17 protein-coding genes, 1 tRNA gene and 1 pseudogene are annotated in these 16,594 nt (G+C 71.9%); 9 read left to right on the forward strand and 10 right to left on the reverse strand.

Annotated elements, in window-relative coordinates:
• Positions 1 to 271 (forward strand): LAETG motif-containing sortase-dependent surface protein (locus AB0937_RS00645; protein ID WP_366708776.1); only part of this gene is annotated, 271 nt, incomplete at its 5' end.
• A gap of 129 nt (positions 272 to 400) precedes the next feature.
• Here the strand turns inward: AB0937_RS00645 and AB0937_RS00650 are convergent.
• Both AB0937_RS00650 and AB0937_RS00655 read right to left on the reverse strand, forming a co-directional pair.
• Complete coding sequence (locus AB0937_RS00650; RefSeq protein ID WP_366708777.1) at positions 401 to 814, reverse strand: DUF5994 family protein; 414 nt, start codon at positions 812 to 814, stop codon at positions 401 to 403.
• 76 nt (positions 815 to 890) lie between these two features.
• Entirely contained in the window at positions 891 to 1,343 is a 453-nt protein-coding gene (locus AB0937_RS00655) for a hypothetical protein (RefSeq protein WP_366708778.1), read from the reverse strand.
• Between the two features lie 530 nt (positions 1,344 to 1,873).
• On the opposite strand from AB0937_RS00655, the gene AB0937_RS00660 reads away from it, so the two are divergent.
• On the forward strand, positions 1,874 to 2,548 hold the full coding sequence (locus AB0937_RS00660) for a hypothetical protein (RefSeq protein WP_366708779.1): 675 nt from the start codon (positions 1,874 to 1,876) through the stop codon (positions 2,546 to 2,548).
• A 33-nt stretch (positions 2,549 to 2,581) separates the two neighbouring features.
• Here AB0937_RS00660 and AB0937_RS00665 read toward each other — a convergent pair whose 3' ends face one another.
• Positions 2,582 to 4,297 (reverse strand): SpoIIE family protein phosphatase, encoded by a 1,716-nt coding sequence (locus AB0937_RS00665; RefSeq protein ID WP_366708780.1) that lies wholly within the window; start codon positions 4,295 to 4,297, stop codon positions 2,582 to 2,584.
• A 467-nt stretch (positions 4,298 to 4,764) separates the two neighbouring features.
• Here AB0937_RS00665 and AB0937_RS00670 point away from each other — a divergent pair, with 467 nt between their 5' ends.
• The 3 genes from AB0937_RS00670 (at position 4,765) to AB0937_RS00680 (ending at position 6,367) form a co-directional block, all read left to right on the forward strand.
• Positions 4,765 to 5,361 carry a DUF5994 family protein gene (locus AB0937_RS00670; RefSeq protein WP_366708781.1) on the forward strand — a complete coding sequence of 199 codons (597 nt, stop codon included), beginning with the start codon at positions 4,765 to 4,767 and terminating at the stop codon, positions 5,359 to 5,361.
• Positions 5,362 to 5,366: 5 nt separating this feature from the next.
• Positions 5,367 to 5,678, forward strand: a complete 312-nt coding sequence (locus tag AB0937_RS00675; protein ID WP_366708782.1) for a hypothetical protein — start codon at positions 5,367 to 5,369, stop codon at positions 5,676 to 5,678.
• A gap of 311 nt (positions 5,679 to 5,989) precedes the next feature.
• Positions 5,990 to 6,367, forward strand: a complete 378-nt coding sequence (locus AB0937_RS00680; protein WP_366708783.1) for an STAS domain-containing protein — start codon at positions 5,990 to 5,992, stop codon at positions 6,365 to 6,367.
• On the opposite strand, the gene AB0937_RS00685 is transcribed toward AB0937_RS00680, so the two are convergent.
• Positions 6,346 to 7,587 carry a PP2C family protein-serine/threonine phosphatase gene (locus AB0937_RS00685; protein WP_366708784.1) on the reverse strand — a complete coding sequence of 414 codons (1,242 nt, stop codon included), beginning with the start codon at positions 7,585 to 7,587 and terminating at the stop codon, positions 6,346 to 6,348. The genes AB0937_RS00680 and AB0937_RS00685 overlap by 22 nt on opposite strands.
• Positions 7,588 to 7,780: 193 nt before the next feature.
• Between AB0937_RS00685 and AB0937_RS00690 the strand changes: the two genes are divergently transcribed.
• The gene (locus AB0937_RS00690) at positions 7,781 to 7,963 is read left to right on the forward strand and encodes a hypothetical protein (RefSeq protein ID WP_366708785.1); all 183 of its coding nucleotides are present in this window, start codon (positions 7,781 to 7,783) and stop codon (positions 7,961 to 7,963) included.
• Between the two features lie 60 nt (positions 7,964 to 8,023).
• Positions 8,024 to 8,251 (forward strand): hypothetical protein, encoded by a 228-nt coding sequence (locus AB0937_RS00695; RefSeq protein WP_366708786.1) that lies wholly within the window; start codon positions 8,024 to 8,026, stop codon positions 8,249 to 8,251.
• A 147-nt stretch (positions 8,252 to 8,398) separates the two neighbouring features.
• On the opposite strand, the pseudogene AB0937_RS00700 reads toward AB0937_RS00695, so the two are convergent.
• Together AB0937_RS00700 and AB0937_RS00705 are read right to left on the reverse strand one after the other, a co-directional pair.
• Positions 8,399 to 8,578: pseudogene (locus tag AB0937_RS00700) on the reverse strand (acyl-CoA desaturase); the annotation flags it as partial.
• A gap of 626 nt (positions 8,579 to 9,204) precedes the next feature.
• Positions 9,205 to 9,278 (reverse strand) — tRNA-Gly (locus AB0937_RS00705).
• 545 nt (positions 9,279 to 9,823) lie between these two features.
• Here AB0937_RS00705 and dcd point away from each other — a divergent pair.
• Both dcd and AB0937_RS00715 read left to right on the forward strand, forming a co-directional pair.
• Positions 9,824 to 10,399, forward strand: a complete 576-nt coding sequence (gene dcd / locus AB0937_RS00710) for a dCTP deaminase (protein ID WP_053670409.1) — start codon at positions 9,824 to 9,826, stop codon at positions 10,397 to 10,399.
• Between the two features lie 26 nt (positions 10,400 to 10,425).
• Positions 10,426 to 10,923 carry a phosphoribosyltransferase gene (locus AB0937_RS00715; protein ID WP_366709321.1) on the forward strand — a complete coding sequence of 166 codons (498 nt, stop codon included), beginning with the start codon at positions 10,426 to 10,428 and terminating at the stop codon, positions 10,921 to 10,923.
• Between the two features lie 61 nt (positions 10,924 to 10,984).
• On the opposite strand, the gene AB0937_RS00720 is transcribed toward AB0937_RS00715, so the two are convergent.
• The 4 genes from AB0937_RS00720 to AB0937_RS00735 form a co-directional block, all read right to left on the reverse strand.
• Complete coding sequence (locus AB0937_RS00720; RefSeq protein ID WP_366708787.1) at positions 10,985 to 11,995, reverse strand: Yip1 family protein; 1,011 nt, start codon at positions 11,993 to 11,995, stop codon at positions 10,985 to 10,987.
• 219 nt (positions 11,996 to 12,214) lie between these two features.
• Positions 12,215 to 13,567, reverse strand: coding sequence for an FG-GAP and VCBS repeat-containing protein (locus tag AB0937_RS00725; RefSeq protein ID WP_366708788.1), 1,353 nt, complete (start codon positions 13,565 to 13,567; stop codon positions 12,215 to 12,217).
• A 17-nt stretch (positions 13,568 to 13,584) separates the two neighbouring features.
• On the reverse strand, positions 13,585 to 15,033 hold the full coding sequence (locus tag AB0937_RS00730) for an FG-GAP-like repeat-containing protein (protein ID WP_366708789.1): 1,449 nt from the start codon (positions 15,031 to 15,033) through the stop codon (positions 13,585 to 13,587).
• Between the two features lie 119 nt (positions 15,034 to 15,152).
• Entirely contained in the window at positions 15,153 to 16,577 is a 1,425-nt protein-coding gene (locus AB0937_RS00735; protein ID WP_366708790.1) for an FG-GAP-like repeat-containing protein, read from the reverse strand.
• Positions 16,578 to 16,594 lie beyond the last annotated feature (17 nt).

The following is a 16,594-nucleotide window of genomic DNA, read 5'->3' on the forward strand; positions in this document are numbered from 1 at the left end:
CCACGAGGACGACGGGTACGGCGACTCGGGCCACGAGGACGACGGGTACGGCGACTCGGGCCACGAGGAGGACGGGTACGGCGACTCGGGCCACGAGGACGACGGGTACGGCGACTCGGGCCACGGCCGAGACAAGGACCACTCGGACAAGCCGCACCTCGCGGACACCGGTGCCGGGGACGAGGAGTACGTCCTGGCCGCTGCGGCCGCCGCCCTGGTCGCGGTCGGTGTAGGGACCGTGCTGGTCGTGCGTCGCCGCCACACCGCATGACACTGACCTGACCGCGTACGACACTCCGTGGGCGCCCTGGGGACAACCAGGGCGCCCACGGGCGCGAGCGACGTGCCGATGTGCAGGGCGCTGTCGGGGCCTCCTCGCGTCCACGCCACTCCTGGCGGGTCAGGCGCTGGCGCCGAGCACGGCGGTCATGAGCGGTTCGGCCGCCTCCTCGGTGGTGTCGGGCGGCACGACCAGCAGGTCCCAGCGGCCGTGGCCGGGGGCGAGCAGGACGACGGTGTCCGGGGCGTGTGCTGCGACCGTCTTCCGCAGGCGTACGACCTGGTTGGCGACGAGCATCCGGCCAGGTGCCGCGGACCAGGCCGCTCCGTTCACCGTGACGCCTGCGATGTGCCCCCAGGCGCGCGGCAGTGCGGAGAGCAGCTGCGGAAGCTCCACCAGGAGGTCGTACGAACGTGGCCACCACACCCCGTCGAGGCGACGTGGCAGTGCGCTGTGGGGCGCGAGCCGCAGGCGGAGAGGGCGGATGGACGGTGCGGGAGGTGCGGGCGGTGCCGGTGACGCTGTGGTGATCATGGCGTTTCCTTCGACGGGTTGTGGAGCGGCGGGTTCGGGGCAGGACCAACGGACTGCCGGTGCTGCTGGGCCGGCGTCAGCCAGGCTCGTCGGTGTGGGCGCGTCGGGCCTGGGTGTGGCTGGTGGCCAGCCAGGGCGACTGGGTAAAGGTCTCTCCGCCGACATGCCCGGTGTCGACGGTGAGATGGAGCAGGGTGCCCTGCCCGCCGGGGCCCGCGGGGTAGCTGCGGGGCTCGTCGCAGCGAAGGTTCCGGCGCAGTAGCCGCGCCACTCGTTGGGCGATGTCGGGGCTGGCGGCGATGATGCGGACCTCCGCGAGACCGCCCATGGGGAGATCACCATCGGCGGTCTCGTACGCCGGCGGATCTTCGCTTGTGCTGTGACTGCTGCCGCTGGAAGTGACCTGGCTGTAGGAACGCGAGGCGATCCTTTCGCTGCGTGCGGAGTTGAGCCGGTGGATCACGTACGCTCCGGCGGCGATGAGCACGAGGAGCACGGCGATGCTGAGGGTGATGTCCATCGCGGTCACGACCTGACGGTCGGTCGAACGTGAGAAGGGCTTGGGGGAAGCGGGCCCGCCGTCCCTCGGGCGCGTCGTGGCGCATGGGTGCCGGTGGTGCCGCTCGTGCTCGTGGCGCCGGTGGTGAAGAGCTGCAGTACGGCCCTGCGCGGGTCGGGCACCGGCCACGCGTCGGCGGCGGGGAGGGAATCGAAGGCCGGGGCCATCATGCTGACCTGTCTCCGGAAGCTCCTGCGCTGCGCGAGGCTTCCGGCGAAGTGTCTCGCCGAGGACGAGACCAGCGCGGAAGCCGGTGTGCGACATGCCCTCGGTACGTCCACCGTACTCCGGTGCGCCCCCGGCTGTCGGGAAGCGGACGGGACGGTACCGCGGTACCCGCCTCGGCGTTCTCGTCCACCGCCGGTCCCGGAGGGGGCGCGGCCGCGGGAGTACGGTTGAAGACACCGAGGGCGCCGCGCGCCGGCTCCGACACCGGTGCCGCTCTCGGCGACCGACGACGCCGGGCCGGGTCCGTCCGTGCCCGAAGCAGGGCTTGCCTCATGACCGTGAACGCGCCGGCTGCGCCGACGACCACAGAACTCCTCGGGCGTCCCGTCGGCGCGCACCCGCCCGCGACGCGGAAGCCCGGCCCGAGGCCGGAACGGGGCTCCTCGCCCCGGGAAGGGCAACGCGTCCGTCCGCTGACCCGGCGTCAGATCGAGGACCATATGCAGGAGCTGGGTGATCTGTACGCGGAGACGTGCGGCGGCGGCCCCTGGGCCTGGAACCAGGCCCGCAGCGCCTTCCTGCGGCGGCTCGCGGCCGACGCACGGCGTCCGGGATTCGAGCTGCTGATCGCGGAGACCACCGCGCTGACCGGTTGCGCCTACGGTTTCCCCGTGGGCGGCGACGGCCCCTGGTGGGAGGGCTTCGACGGATACCTTCCGGGGCGGCTGCTCCGGCTTGCCGCCTCCGGACGCCTCTTCGTGATCTCCGGGATCCACGTTCCCTCCCGGGTACGCAGGCAGAACCAGGACCGTGCCTGGAACCTCGCCCGGCGCCTGCAGAAACGGCTGCTCACCGACCACGGTGCCGCCGTCGCCGTCACACTGGTGAAGCGCTCCGACCACAGGACCGTCGAGGCGCTGCGGTCCTGGGGATGGCGGTACATCGAAGGCGACACACCGCGGACGGCCCCGCTCGGCCCGTTCCGCGTCCTGGTCCTCGACACCTGAGCCCCCGGTCCCGCCTCACCGCGGTCACCGCGTTCAGGGCGACGGCAGACGCAGGGCGAGGAGGGCCACGTCGTCGGTGCTGCCGGGCGGCATGCGGGCGGGCAGTTGGTCGCACAGCGTGTCGAGCGGTTCGTGGGCGAGAGCGAGGGCGTGGCGGCGCAGACGGGCGAGGCCGGTGTCCAGGTCGCTGCCGGGGATCTCGATCAGGCCGTCGGTGTAGAGCAGGAGGGTGGAACCCGGTGGAAGGGACCGCACGGCGCTCGGCCGGCTGCCGCCGGTGCCCGGAGGGACACCGAGGAGAAGTCCCTGTCCCGCTTCGAGGTACTGCGCCTGTCCGTCCGGGGTCAGCAGCAGAGGCGGCGGGTGCCCCGCGCTGGTCCACCGCAGCGTCCAGGGACCGGTGTGCGGGTCGCCTTCGAGCAGGGCGAGGACGAGGGTGGCCATGGGAACGGTGGTGATGGCGGGCATGGCGTCGTCGAGGCGGTCGACGACGGCACCGGGCGGGCCGGTGTGGTCCCAGGTGAGTGAGCGCAGGATGCCGTGCAGTTGCGCCATTCCCGCCGCCGCGGTCAGGTCGTGGCCCACGACGTCGCCGATGACCAGCGCGAGTGTGCCGTCCTTCCGCTCGAACGCGTCGTACCAGTCGCCGCCCACCTGGGAACCGGCCGGGGCGGGCTGGTAGCGGGCGGCCAGCCGCAGGCTGCCGGGCTGAGGCGGCGGGGCGAGCAGGTTGCGCTGCATGGCCTCGGCGACGGCGCGCTGGCGGCCGAACCGCCGTGCGTTGTCGATGACCAGGCCGACCCGGCGGCCGATGTCGCTCACGACGTCCAGGTCGTCGCTGTCGAAGGGGTGCTCCGGGTCCGTGCGCACCACGGTCAGGGCGCCGGTGATCTGCCCTCGGGGGCCGAGCGGCACCGTGATGGCCGACGTCGAGCCCACCGTCCGCAGGAAGTCGTCGTGGACGGCGGCCAGGGGAGAGGCGGGCGGTGCGGCCGGAACCGCCTCCTGCTGCAGTACGGGATCAGCGCCGTTGAGCACCTGGACGAGCGGTGAGTGATCTCCCTCCCCCGCATCGGTAAGACGCTGGCGCCCGCCCTCCAGTCCGGCCTCCCGGCCCGCGGGACCGGTCACCGCCATCCGGTGGACCTCCCCGGAACCGACCAGGAGATCCACCGCCGCCCAGTCGGCGAGGCGGGGAACCAGCAGGCGCCCCAGCCGGACGAGGGCCTCATCGGTCTCCAGGGTCTGGCCGAGTACGTCGGTGATCTCCGCGACCAGCGTCAGCCGCTCGGTGAGGTCCTCCAGAGCACGTGTGTAGGCCGCACGCTCCCGACGCGCGCTGCGCTCGCCGGCGCTGTCGGTGAACAGCACGGCCATGCCGATGAAGGCGCCGTCGTCCGTCACGGGAGAAGCGGACCAGGAGACCGTGATCAGGCGACCGTCACCGCACAGACAGACATCGCCCTCCTCACGTGCCTCGGACCTCTCGGCCACGGCCCGCAGCAGCGGGCACTGCTCCCGGGGGGTCCTGCCGCCGCGCGCATCCCGGTGCAGCAGGTCGTGTGCGTCCTGCCCGCGCATCGCCGGGGCGGCGCGGCCGAGCAGCCGCTCGGCCGCCGGATTGACCGCGAGGATCCGTCCGGCGGGATCCACCACGACCAGGGCCGTGCCCAGTTGCCCGACGACCAGCTGCCAGAATTCCCTCTCGGCCGCCGGCCGGCTCCCCTCGTCTCCCGCGCCCTTCACCATGCCACCCCCTCCGTCAGGGAAACCCTCGCCGAAGCCCGCGGGCGCGTCGGGGGACCGACACACCAGTGGATCGATATTCCCCCGACTCGGCACGGATCAGCTCGGCGACGTCGCGCGGCCTTGTCGTTCCCCCGGCGCGAGACCCTGCGACCACACTGCTGCGGCACGGGTTCAGGCCGCCGGAACAACTCCCCTCCGTGAAACCGGCTTCGGCCTGAGCGGGTGACGGGTGACGGGTGACGGGTGACGGAAATCGAACTCGCCCGGAATCGTTGCCTCAGGGACGACGGATCCGGGGGAGAACGCGTGGGAGCGTTCCTCCGTTGTGCGCACGGTCCGTCGGGCCTGTCCGAGGAGTACGCTGGATTTACCGAGGATATTTCGAACACCGGCTTCCATGCTCGTGTCGTTTTCGGCGATTCAATATTCCGGGCCGGCCCTGGTCGGCCCGGGGCAGGGTTCGCGTCATGATGGCGACCATCTCCCACCCGCCGACGACCGAAGCCGATGACCGGCCCCCCTCGCTCTCTCCGCGTCTGTCGCTCGCTCCCATCGGCTCCGAGCCTGCTCTGCTGGACGGCGCCTGGTGGCCCCGCTCCCGCGATCTCGAGGCGGAACTCCCGCCCCTGACCGCCGTACTGGAACCGCTGTGGGGGCGGATCACCCGGGTCACGGTGAATCCCACCCAGTGGCCGGTCATCCCACGCAAGGTGCCCGTCGCCGGGCGCGTGGTGCACGTGGGCTGGTTCCGGGACGAGCAGGACCCGCATGAACTGCTGTTGCTCTCCTACCACGTGGGCCGCTGGAACCTCTTGGTCGTCCCGCCGCAGACGACTCCCGACTCGGCCGCCTGGCTGATGGCCGCCGCGAGCGACCCGCGAGGTACGTCGAGCGCGAGCCGGCTGATGGAGGAGGCGGCGCGCCTGCGGACGCTGCGCGACGCCGACCGGGCCGTGGAAGCGGTCTGGGACTCCGAAGGAGGGCACGGGTCCCGCGACGCGGCCGCACCTCCACGGGTGCCGGCCATGACCGGCACGGTGCCGCAGCAGCCGAGGGGAAGGTGAGGACGGTGGAGACGTTCGTGACCGTGGCCGTGATCCTGGGAATGATCGCCCTCGGGGTGCTCCTCATCCGTCTGCTGAACTCGCAGCACGGCGACCGCATGGCCGGCGTCCGTTACGGCCACACCGGGATACCTGTCGCGGGACCGGCTCCGTCGGCTCGACGCAGAGACCGCGGCAGGGCGGCGACGAGCGGCACCGGCCGCCCCGACCGACCCGGGCCCGGCGTACGCGGGCGGCTCCGCCCGCGCGCCCGTGAAGGAGCGAGCCCCACCCTTCCGGCAGGCTCGCCCGGCCCGTCACCCGACGGGCGGAACTGACCGCACCGACAGCACCACCCGCAATCCGGGACCCCGGCCGCAGCCGCGCACACGACAGGCCGGGGGCCCACCCGCGTCCGGTGTCCGCAGGCCGGGGCAGCCAACCCTCCAGGACACGATGCCGTCGGACGCGGACCCTCTGTCCGGTTCGTGGCGCATCCCCGGACGGGTCCACCACGAGCCCGCCGACCCGGGCTCGTGGAACGGCCCTCCGCCCGCCACCCCGCACACCCCGTATCGGCGGCACGCCGCGAGGGCAGGACCCGGTCCGGCCACGCAACTCGCCGACGGGCACTCCGAACCGAGGAGCCATGCCCCTTCCACGGCTGAACGTCCACCGGCGCGACCGCACCACCCGCACGCTGATCACCCTTTCGGGGGAGATCGACCTGGCCACCGCCCCGCTCGTACGGGCCGCGCTGGCCGAGTGCCTGAACGACGGCACGGGCATCACGGACGTCGATCTCACGGGAGTCACCTTCTGCGACGCCAGCGGACTCAACGTCTTCCTCACGGCATCGGGGCTCGCCACCGAAGCCGGCACGATCCTCCGGCTGCACCATCCGCCGCCGATCATGGTCCGCATCATCGAGATCACCGGCTCCGGGTTCCTGGTCCACGAACTCCCCACCCGCGGAACGCCCTCACGTCGATCTCCCGAAGAGGCTCAATCGAAGGCGGTGAGGTGATCGGCGCCGCCGCCTCGCCACTCGACGAGGAAGATGGTGGCGTCGTCGGTCGTGGTGCCGCCCCGTTCGTGCTTCAGAGCGTGCGACAGCGCCCGCACCACCGCCCGTACCTCGGTGCGGTCGCGGAGGATCCGGTTGGTCCACTCGATGAGCTGCTCCTCACCGAACTGCTGCCCGCCGGCCTGGTGCTCCTCGATCAGACCGTCGGTGAAGCACAGCAACCGGTCGCCGGGGTGCAGCATCCGCTCGCTGACCACCGGCTCCTCGCCGCCGAAGCCGACGGGCAGCGTGGTGGGGCTCTCCAGCCGGTCCACCACGGCGCGGTCACGGATCAGGAACGGAGCCGGGTGACCGGCGTTGACCCACTGCAGCAGGCCTGTGTCGATGTTCAGCACCATCATCTGCGCGGTGACGAAGTGGTCGGGGCCGAACTGGTCGTTGATGGCCCGGTCCATGAACGCGTACACCTGGGACAGATCGGTGTGGGCCCGTCGCGTGTGGCGGTAGGCGCCGACGGCCACCGTCGCCATGGTCGCCGCGTCCAGCCCATGGCCCATGGCGTCGAGCATGGCCACGTGAAGGACGTCGCCGTTGAGGGCGTAGTCGAAGCTGTCGCCGGCCACGTCGTAGGCGGGCTCCAGGATGCCGGCCACCTCGACCTGCGGAACGGTCATCGACAGCGGCGGCAGCAACGACCACTGGATCTCCGCGGCCACGCTCATCGGGGCGCTGCGGCGGGCCTGGAAGAACTGGTCGGTGTAGGCGTCCTTGGTGACGATCATGTCCGCGACCAGACCGGCGAGTCTCCGCAGCAGCCGCCGGTCGTCGTCATCGACGCTGTCCAGGGTGACGGCCATGACCCCGATCTGGTCGCTGCCGTCCAGCAGCGGCAGGTACATCCGCACGCTGCCGCCCCGCGGCACCTCCACCGTTCTGAGACTGAGGAACGCCTCGCCTGCGGGGGAGTCCTCGACCGGCTCGGGGCCGCCGACCTTCAGCCTCCGGCCGGGCAGCGGCACCAACAGCACCTGTTCGTAGTCCTGCAGGAGGATGGAGACCTCCCGCCCCCCGACCCTGGCCACCTCCTCCGCGACGAGCGGGGCGATCAAGTCCGGCGGCATCTCGTGGGCACGGTCCAGCAGCACACCCAGCAGTCGTTCGCCGAACCCCTCCGACCGGTCCACCCCGACCCTGTCCGGCTGCCGCCCACCGTCCGTCATCCTCGATTCCCTTCGTCCCGGGTGATGGAGAGCCGATCGGGCCTGGGCGGCATGTCGTCCCGAGCACCCCTCGCCACGCTGGCTCGGGCGGAAGGGGGACCTCTCGCCATCGTAGGACTCATTGCACCATTTAGTCCGTAATTGTTTACAAAGCGGACAGGGAGGAGTCAGAGTCGAGGGGGAGGAGGCAGCCATGACCGTCCTCGCGGCGTTCCTTCTCGTCATCGGGACGATATTGATCCTGGTGGGTTCGATGCTGCTCCTGGTCGGGACGTTCCTGATCATCCTCGGGGGACTGCTGATCCTCATCGGGATCGCCCTGGTCGCTGTCGCGGCCTTCTTGCTCATCCGGAGAGCGCTGAGGCGGGAGGAGTAGGGAAGGTCCGGCCGGAGCACGGGGTCCGGATCAGGCCCGATGCGTCGAAAGGAGCGCGTGATGAGCAGGAGCGTGGTGGGCTTGATCGCGGGAATGGCGCTGGGGTTCGCCGCGTACTTCGGTGACTTCTGGGCCTTCCTGCTGGTGCTGGGCCTCGGCATCGTCGGTCTCGTGATCGGGCGGCTCATGGACGGTGATCTCGCACCGGGCGACTTCATCCACCGCCGGGACCGGCAGGACCGCATCCGCGATGACCGGCGACGGGCCAGGGGAGACCGGCTGCGCTGACCGGGGAGCCGATCGGCGCCCGGGCATCCGCGGCGTGGCGCGGTGTTGCCACGATGGCCGCGTGGTGCTGTCACCGCGGCCGACGGTCGTCGCGTGGTGCTGTCACCGCGGCCGACGGTCCTCTCGGCGATCGCCGGGCGCCCGCTCCTACGCGGGGACCCGGGACTTCCGGAGCGGTGCTCCCGCCTGATGGAGGCTGACGAGGGCCAGCCGGTAGGAGGTGATCAGCCCCGTCTCCACGTAGTCCACGCCCAGGTCCTCGCAGTGGCGCCGGACGATGGTCCGCGCACTGCGCAGGTTGGGTCTGGGCATGCTGGGGAACAGGTGCGGCGGCCCATCAGGCCGGCATCGGCGATCTTCCTCGACAGCCGGGCGAAGTCGCTGCCGGGCCCCTTCGAGGGCGGGGGGTGAACGATGGAGTGCGTGGTCATGACGATGGTTCTCCCCGGGTGAGGCCGATGACTCGGCGCCGCCCGGGAGCCGCTGAGACCGGGCCGTAGGCAGGGATGCGCTTCCTCCATTGCCGGAAGCGCATCGCGCGACCGCGGAGCAAAGACGACGTCTGCTTCGTCAGCGGGCGGCCGCGCAGGCCCTCTATGTCCATGCGTGTTCCCTGCCGGACGGGACTCACACACTGCGACGGCACCGGGCTTGCGGAGCGGGCCGCGACTTCGACGTCCTGGCCGGATCGGTGGCAGAGGCAAAAGCGCTCCGCCCGAGGCGAGTTGCGCAGGGCCGTGACCAGCAGGGTGAAGCGGGCGCCGGACCTGTCCGGTCATGCGGCGAGGGCGGGAGCGACGTGCAACTCGGCTGGTGTTCCGACTGCGTTCCGCCGTCCACAACCTGTGGACGAAAGACCGCGGCCCTCGTGGTGCGGCGTGGCGCGCATCCGGCACGCGCTCATCCGCCCCGCACAGCAAAAGGGCCCAGGTCTCTGACCTGGGCCTTCTTCGTGGAGCGGGTGACGAGAATCGAACTCGCGCTCTCAGCTTGGGAAGCTGATGTTCTACCATTAAACTACACCCGCGTAAGACGCCGACCGAGTCGGTGTCCGAATGCTCGCTCACTGTACCTCATCTCAGGCCTCCGGCGTTCGCGCCGTGAGGTCTGAGGGCGTTTCAGGCGTGGGATGCGGCTGCGGGGGAACGGAGTTGGGGCGTACGGTGGAGAGGCTTGAGAGGGCCCGGGCGGGACCGGAGTGCCGCCTGGAGGGCCGTCCCTTTGATCCCGTACTGTGGCTTTTGTCGTCAGGCAAGCAGCAGCCAGACGCGGCTCTTGGGGAAGGGACTCTTGGACTTGATGGAGCGCACCGTCGTCCGTTGTGCCGATGGGCACGTGTTCAGCACCGCTTCGTTCCCGATGCAGCAGGCCGAGCGGCTCGGCCCCGGGCGGCTGCTCCGGTGCCCGCGATGTGCGCGGCTCCGGAGCGTGGTGCCCGTCAGCCATCAGAAGCGGTAGCGGCGACCGGCCGCACTCGTGGCGGCCGTGACGGACACAGCAGGAAGCAACAGGCGAAGGCGCGCGGAGACGTCCGGTTGTGGTCGCTCCGCGCGCCTTGCGTATCCTCGGGGCGTGCTTCTCTCAGACAAGGACATCCGGGCCGAGATCGACGCCGGGCGGGTGCGGATCGATCCGTATGACGACGCGATGGTGCAGCCGTCGAGCATCGATGTGCGGCTGGACCGCTACTTCCGGGTGTTCGAGAATCACCGGTACCCCCACATCGACCCCGCCATCGAGCAGGCCGATCTCACCCGGCTCGTGGAGCCGGAGGGGGACGAGCCGTTCATCCTGCACCCCGGGGAGTTCGTTCTCGCCAGCACCTACGAGGTCATCACCCTGCCCGACGACCTCGCCTCCCGGCTGGAGGGCAAGAGTTCGCTGGGGCGGCTGGGGCTGGTCACGCACTCGACGGCCGGCTTCATCGACCCCGGCTTCAGCGGGCACGTGACCCTGGAGCTGTCCAACCTCGCCACCCTGCCCATCAAGCTCTGGCCCGGCATGAAGATCGGCCAGCTGTGCATGTTCAAGCTCAGCTCGCCCGCCGACTTCCCGTACGGGAGCGAGCGGTACGGGTCCCGGTACCAGGGGCAGCGCGGTCCGACCGCCTCCCGGTCCTTCCTCAACTTCCACCGGACCCAGGTGTGAGCGACCAGGACGTGAGCGAAGCAGGCGTGAGTGACGTGCGCGAGAACCTGACCTACGAGAAGTTCGGCGTCGCCGTGCGCGAGCTCGCGCAGACCATCGCCGACGACGGTTACGAGCCCGACATAGTCCTCAGCATCGCCCGCGGCGGTGTCTTCGTGGCCGGCGGGCTCGCCTACGCCCTGGACTGCAAGAACATCCACCTGGTGAACGTGGAGTTCTACACCGGCGTGGGGACCACCCTCGAGATGCCCGTCATGCTCGCCCCCGTTCCCAACGTGATCGACTTCTCGCAGAAGAAGGTGCTGATCACCGACGACGTCGCCGACACCGGCAAGACGCTGAAGCTGGTCCGTGACTTCTGCCTCGACACCGTCGCCGAGGTGCGCAGCGCCGTCGTCTACGAGAAGTCCCAGTCGCTCGTGAAGTGCGAGTACGTGTGGAAGCGCACCGACGACTGGATCAATTTCCCGTGGAGCGTCGAACTGCCCGTCGTGCGGCGGGCCGGGCAGGTCCTCGACGCCTGACGGCCATGACGACGAAGAGGGGCTCCCCGCTCGGGGAGCCCCTCTTCCGTGTCGTGTGGCCTCAGACCGTGCCCAGCTTCACGATCGACAGCAGCGCGATCAGCTGGATCGCCGACGCGCCCAGGGCCTTCGGCCAGGGCAGGTCGTGCGAGCGGCTCACCATGAGGGTCAGCAGGGCGCCGCCCGCGACCCAGGTGGCCCAGCCCAGCAGCTGGACGAAGGTCGCGTCGCCGCCCGCGAACATCGCGAAGACCAGACGGGGCGCGTCCGTGAGGGACATGATCAGCATCGACAGGCCCACCGTGGGCTGCCAGGCGCCGTCGCCGCCGAGCTGGCGGGCCAGGGTGTGGGTGACCACGCCCAGGACGAACGCGCTGAGCGCCATCGCCACGGCCGTCGTCAGGACGATCGGCACCGCGTTCGACAGTGTGGCGTTTATCGCATCCTCGCGGGCGCCGTCGAAGCCGAAGACGGCGAGCAGACCGTAGAGGAACGTGACGATGAGGGCCGGGCCCCACATCGAGTAGTCCCGCATCTGGAGGAACGTCTGGTTCGGGGCGAGAACGATCCCCCGGAGCAGGGCCTTCCAGTGCAGGCGCGGGCCGACCGGTCCGGGCGCGGGGGCCGCGGAGCCGGCGCGGTAGGTGTCGCCCTGCGTGTAGGGGTCCTCGCCGACGGAGAAGGCCTGCGTGTGGCCCGGGTTGTTCGCCGCGTACGGGTCGGCCGGACCCTGCGGGCCGGGCGGGTACGCGCCGTCACCGAAGTACTCCGGCTCGCCCTGCCCGCCGTAGCCGCCGCCGTGTCCGGCGTTCGGCTGCGGCCACGCGGGACCGCCGCCGTTGCCGTACGGCTGCTGCTGCGGGTACGGCTGCGGCGCCGGCGGGGAGCCGTACGACGGTCCCTGCGGCGTCTGCTGCCCGTACGGAGGGTTGTGCGGTCGCGTCTGAGGAGCGCCGTTGTTCCGGCCGCGTCCGATCCTGAATCCAGCCACGTCTTCGAACGTACCTGGTCCCCGGCGGTGGCGTGCCGGGCCCGGGCTTTCGGGCCCGGCTTTGCGGCCGAGCTGTGACATCCCTTAAGGGGAAGGGGCTTTGGGTGTCCATGGGGTGTCAGGGTTGGGCCGTACGGGCCACGCCCCCGGGCCCGTCCGGCCGAGGCTGGGGAGCAGTCGGCCCCACGGTGATGTCCTTCAGGCCGGCCCGACGGCGATGTCCCCTCGGGCCGGCCCCATGACGGTGTGCCGCAGGCCGGCCCCGAGGCGGACTGCCCCGGGCCGGCCCTTCAGACGCGGTCAGTCGGCGAAGCCGCCGCCCAGCTCCGGCAGGGCGATCGCGCCGGTCTTCGTCGGGACCGTGCCGGTGCCGCGCATGAGCAGCGCGCTGCTCGCCGCGCCCACGGCCAGGTCCGCCTTGCCGTCGGCGGTCAGGTCGCGCAGACGGACGGTGTAGCCGAAGGCGGTGTGGGAGTCGGCCGGGCCGAGGACCGTCTGGGCGATCCACGAGGAACGCGCGCCGCTGAGGCCGCCGGAGCCGCCGCGGAAGACGTGGACGCCGCCCTGGTCCTCCTCGCCGTCGACGTCCTCGTGCGGGACGCCGACCGCGAGGTCCGCGTAGCCGTCGCCGTTGGTGTCGGCGGCCGAGATCGCGTAGCCGAAGTTGTCGTCGGCCTCGGGGCTGCCGGAGACGCCGGAGGTGGCCTGGGTGAGGGTGACCGAGGTGCCCGGGCCGGACGACGTGCCGCGCCAGATCGTGACCGCGCCCTTGCCGTTGTCCTTGTCGGGCACGCCGAGGGCGATGTCGCCGTAGCCGTTCTTGTCGAAGTCGCCGATCACGGGGCTCGGGTAGAGGCCCTCCTGCCGGTCGCTGAGGGTCTTGGAGGCGCCCGGGGCGAGGCCGGAGGAGGTGCCCTTGAGGTACCAGGCGCGCTCGCGGATCCGGCTGCCGTTGATCTCCGTGCCGATCACGACCAGGTCCGTCTTGCCGTCCCCGTCGACCTTTCCGGCTCCGAGGGCGGTGGAGTACCAGCCGCCCGACCCCTTGTCGATCTTGCTGACCTTGCCGGTGGTGCCGGACTCGGTGAAGGGGCCGCGGTACAGCCACGCCTCCTCGCCGCCGATCACGGCCAGGTCGGGGGAGCCGTCGCCGGTGAAGTCGCCGGTGGCCAGGTCGCGGCCGAAGTGGCCGCCCGCGCCGCCGACGGGGGCGATGGTGGTGCCGCCGGACAGGCCGGACTTCGAGCCCCACAGGACGGTGACGGTGCCCCGGTAGTCGTCGCTGCCCACGTGTTCGGTGGGGTTGCCGACGACGAGGTCCGCGTAGCCGTCCTTGTTGAGGTCGGCGCTCGCGAGGGACGCGCCGAACTGGTCGTCCTCCTCACCGTTGCCGGGGACGCCGGCGCTGTCCTGGTGGAGGTATTTCGGGTGGGCGGTGTCGAGGCCGGTGGCCGTGCCGTACACGACGGTGATCGTGCCGCCCTCGCGGTCGACGTCGTTGTAGCCGCCGTAGGCGAGGTCGCGGCGGCCGTCGCCGTTGAAGTCGTCGTAGTGCTTGGCGACGGCGGCGGAGGCGGGGCCGGGGAGGAGCACGGGGGTGACGCCGGTCGCCAGCAGGGCGGCGACCAGTGCGGTCGTGGTGGATCTGCGCATGGGGGTCTCCTGGTTCGTCAGCCGATGAGGCCGGCGCCGAACGCGCCGTAGGAGCGGGTCTGGCCGAGGCTGCCCGGGCCGAAGGTGCGGGCGCCGTCGGTGACGGGTCCGCCGGCCGATCCGCGCAGGGCCGTGATCGCGCCGATGCCCTCGTCCTCGAAACCGGCGGTGACGGTGAGCTCGGCGTGGCCGTCCTTGGTGACGTCGGCCAGCAGGACGTCGGAGCCGGAGTAGTCCATGGCCTCGGCGGAGCCCGGGACACCGGCGGTGTCCTGGGTGAAGGTGCGGGCGCCGGTGCGCGAGACGCCGGAGGCCGAGCCGTTCATCAGGACGGTGGCGCCGGTGTCCTCGATGGTGCCGACGTCCTCGAAGGTGACGCCGATGGCGAGGTCGTCGTAGCCGTCGCCGTTGGTGTCGCCGATGGAGACGGCACCGCCGAACGCGTCGTCCGCCTCGTCGGCGCCGGGGACGCCCTCGGAGTCCTGGGTGAGTTCGGCCATGGGCGCGTCGCCGTTGACCGGGCCGCCCTCGGAGCCGCGGATGACGACGACCCGGCCGCCGAGGCTGCCGCTGTGGTCGTCCTCCTCGGAGAAGACGTTGCCGAGGGCGATCTCGTCGTAGCCGTCGCCGTCGATGTCGCCGAGTGCGACGGAGGTGCCGCCGTTCAGGGGGCGGGGGAGCGAGGTGTCCAGGCCGGTGGCGGTGCCCAGGTAGGCGGCGCCCTTGGACCAGCTGCCCGACTCGTCCGAGTCGAGGTGGACACGGTAGGTGAGGACGAGGTCCGAGCGGCCGTCCTTGTTGGTGTCGCCCGCCGCCATGGCGTCGACGCTGTACGACGTCTCGGGCGTGCCGATCCGCTGCACGGCGCCGGTCGTGCCGGTGGTGGTGAAGCCGCCGCGGATGACGTACGGGTCGGCGTAGGCGCTCGCGGCCAGGTCCGCCTTGCCGTCGCCGTCGAAGTCGCCGGCGGTCAGCAGGTTGCCCCAGTGGTCGTGTGCGGAGACCGCCGGGTCCTTCACCGTGGTGCCGTTCTTCAGGCCGCTCGCCGAGCCCCACAGGACGGTGACGGAGCCGCCGTCGGCGTCGTCGCCGACGTCCTCGCCGGGGGAGCCGACCGCGAGGTCGGTGTAGCCGTCGCCGTTGAGGTCGGCCGGGGCGATCGCCTCGCCGAAGCCGTCCTCGGCCTCGGCGGCGCCGGGCACACCGGCGGTGTTCTGGCTGATCACGGTGTGCTTGGCCGGGTCGAGGCCGGTGGCGCCGCCGTAGACCACCGCGACGTAGCCGGCCATGCCCTGGCCGTCGACCCTGGCGTACGGGGCGGCGAAGGCGATGTCGCCGTAGCCGTCGCCGTTGAAGTCCACGGTCGGGCCGGTGGCGGCGGGTGCGGCGGTGGCCGCCGTCGCGGGCAGGGCCGTGAGCAGGCCGGTGGTGAGGGCCGTGGCCAGGAGGAGGGTGCGCTTGCGCATCGGGATCCCCGTTGAGTCGTCGGGTGTTCGGTGATGAGGTCGCCGGTGGCCGGCGGGCCGTCGCCCGGTGGGCCGGCTGTCGCCGGGCGTCGGCCGTCGGGTCGGGCGGTGGGGCGTGGTCAGGAGTTGAGCGCGGTGCCGTAGCCGGGCGTGCCGGCCGTGGAGATGCCGGTCGCGGCCGGGCCGAAGCTCGTCGAGCCGGAGGCCGTCGGGCCGGTCGCCGTGCCGCGCAGGGACCAGACGGCGCCGTCGCTGGCGTTCTCGCCGGGCGCGGAGACGGACAGGTCGGCGCGGCGGTCGCCGGTGTGGTCGGTGAGCGTGACGCGCTCACCGAACCGGTCACCGTTCTCGCTGGTGCCGGCCACCCCGGCGGTGTTCTGGGTGTACGACGTGGCGCCCTTGGTGGTCAGGCCGGACGCCGAGCCGTACAGCACGGTGACGGCACCGGCGGAGCTGTTCTCGCCCGCGGCGCCGATGGCCAGGTCGGCGTACCCGTCGCCGTTGATGTCGCCGAGCGAGACGCCGCTGCCGAAGCGGTCGCCCTTCTCGGCGGCGCCGGGCACACCGGCGGTGTCCTGGGTGAGGACGAGCGGGGCGCGGCCGCTGTCACGGCCGTCGGGTCCGCCGTAGACGACGGTGACCTTGCCGCCGAGGGCGCCCCCGGGGTCGGCGGAGGCCTCCCGGTCGTTCCCCACGACGATGTCGGCGTGCCCGTCACCGTCGATGTCGCCGACGGCGGAGACGAACCCGGCGGGCAGCTTCTGCAGCCAGTCGACGTAGTTGCCGATCTTCATGTCGGCGAGGGAGGTGGCGGCGGCGCCGTCGTGCGCGGTGCGGCCGTGCAGGACCACGCGGGGGCGGCCGTCACCGGCGACGTCGCCGGCGGAGAGGTGGGTGACGCCGTTCGAGGACGACCACCAGTCGTTGCCCGAGCCCGAACCGCCGTTGGGAGCGCTGGTCTTGGTGATCGGGCCGTTCACGAGGGAGAGGGTGACCGGCCCGGTGGAGCCGACCGCGACGTCCACGTTCCCGTCGCCGTCGAAGTCACCCGCGGCCAGCGTCCGGCCGTACCGGTCGTAGTCGGTGCTGAAGAAACTGAACAGCGAGCGGGCCCCGGACAGGCCGGTGGGCGAGCCCCAGACGATGGTGACCGTGCCGTCGTTGCTGTCGCTGCCGTCCTCGCCGGGCGTGCCGACCAGCAGGTCGGCGTAGCCGTCGGTGTTCAGGTCGGCGGAGGCGAGGGCCGAACCGAAGGCGTCGTCGGCCTCGGCGGTGCCCGGCATCCCGGCCGTGTTCTGCGTCAGCAGGGTCCGCGTGGAGCTCTTCGGGCCGCTCGTGCTGCCGTAGACCACCGACACGGCACCCGCTCGCGCCTGCCCGGAGACCGTGGCGGCCGGCGCGCCGATCGCGAGGTCGGTGCGGCCGTCGCCGTTGAAGTCGTACGGGGCGGCGGCCGGCGCGGCGTGCGCGGCCGGGACGGACAGAGCCAGCGCGAGCGGGGTCAGGGCCGCGGCGAGGACGGTGGAAGCGATACGGGTGCGCATGAAGGTACGTGCCTCAC

The organism is Streptomyces sp. NPDC047880 (assembly GCF_040706515.1).
Lineage (GTDB): Bacteria > Actinomycetota > Actinomycetes > Streptomycetales > Streptomycetaceae > Streptomyces.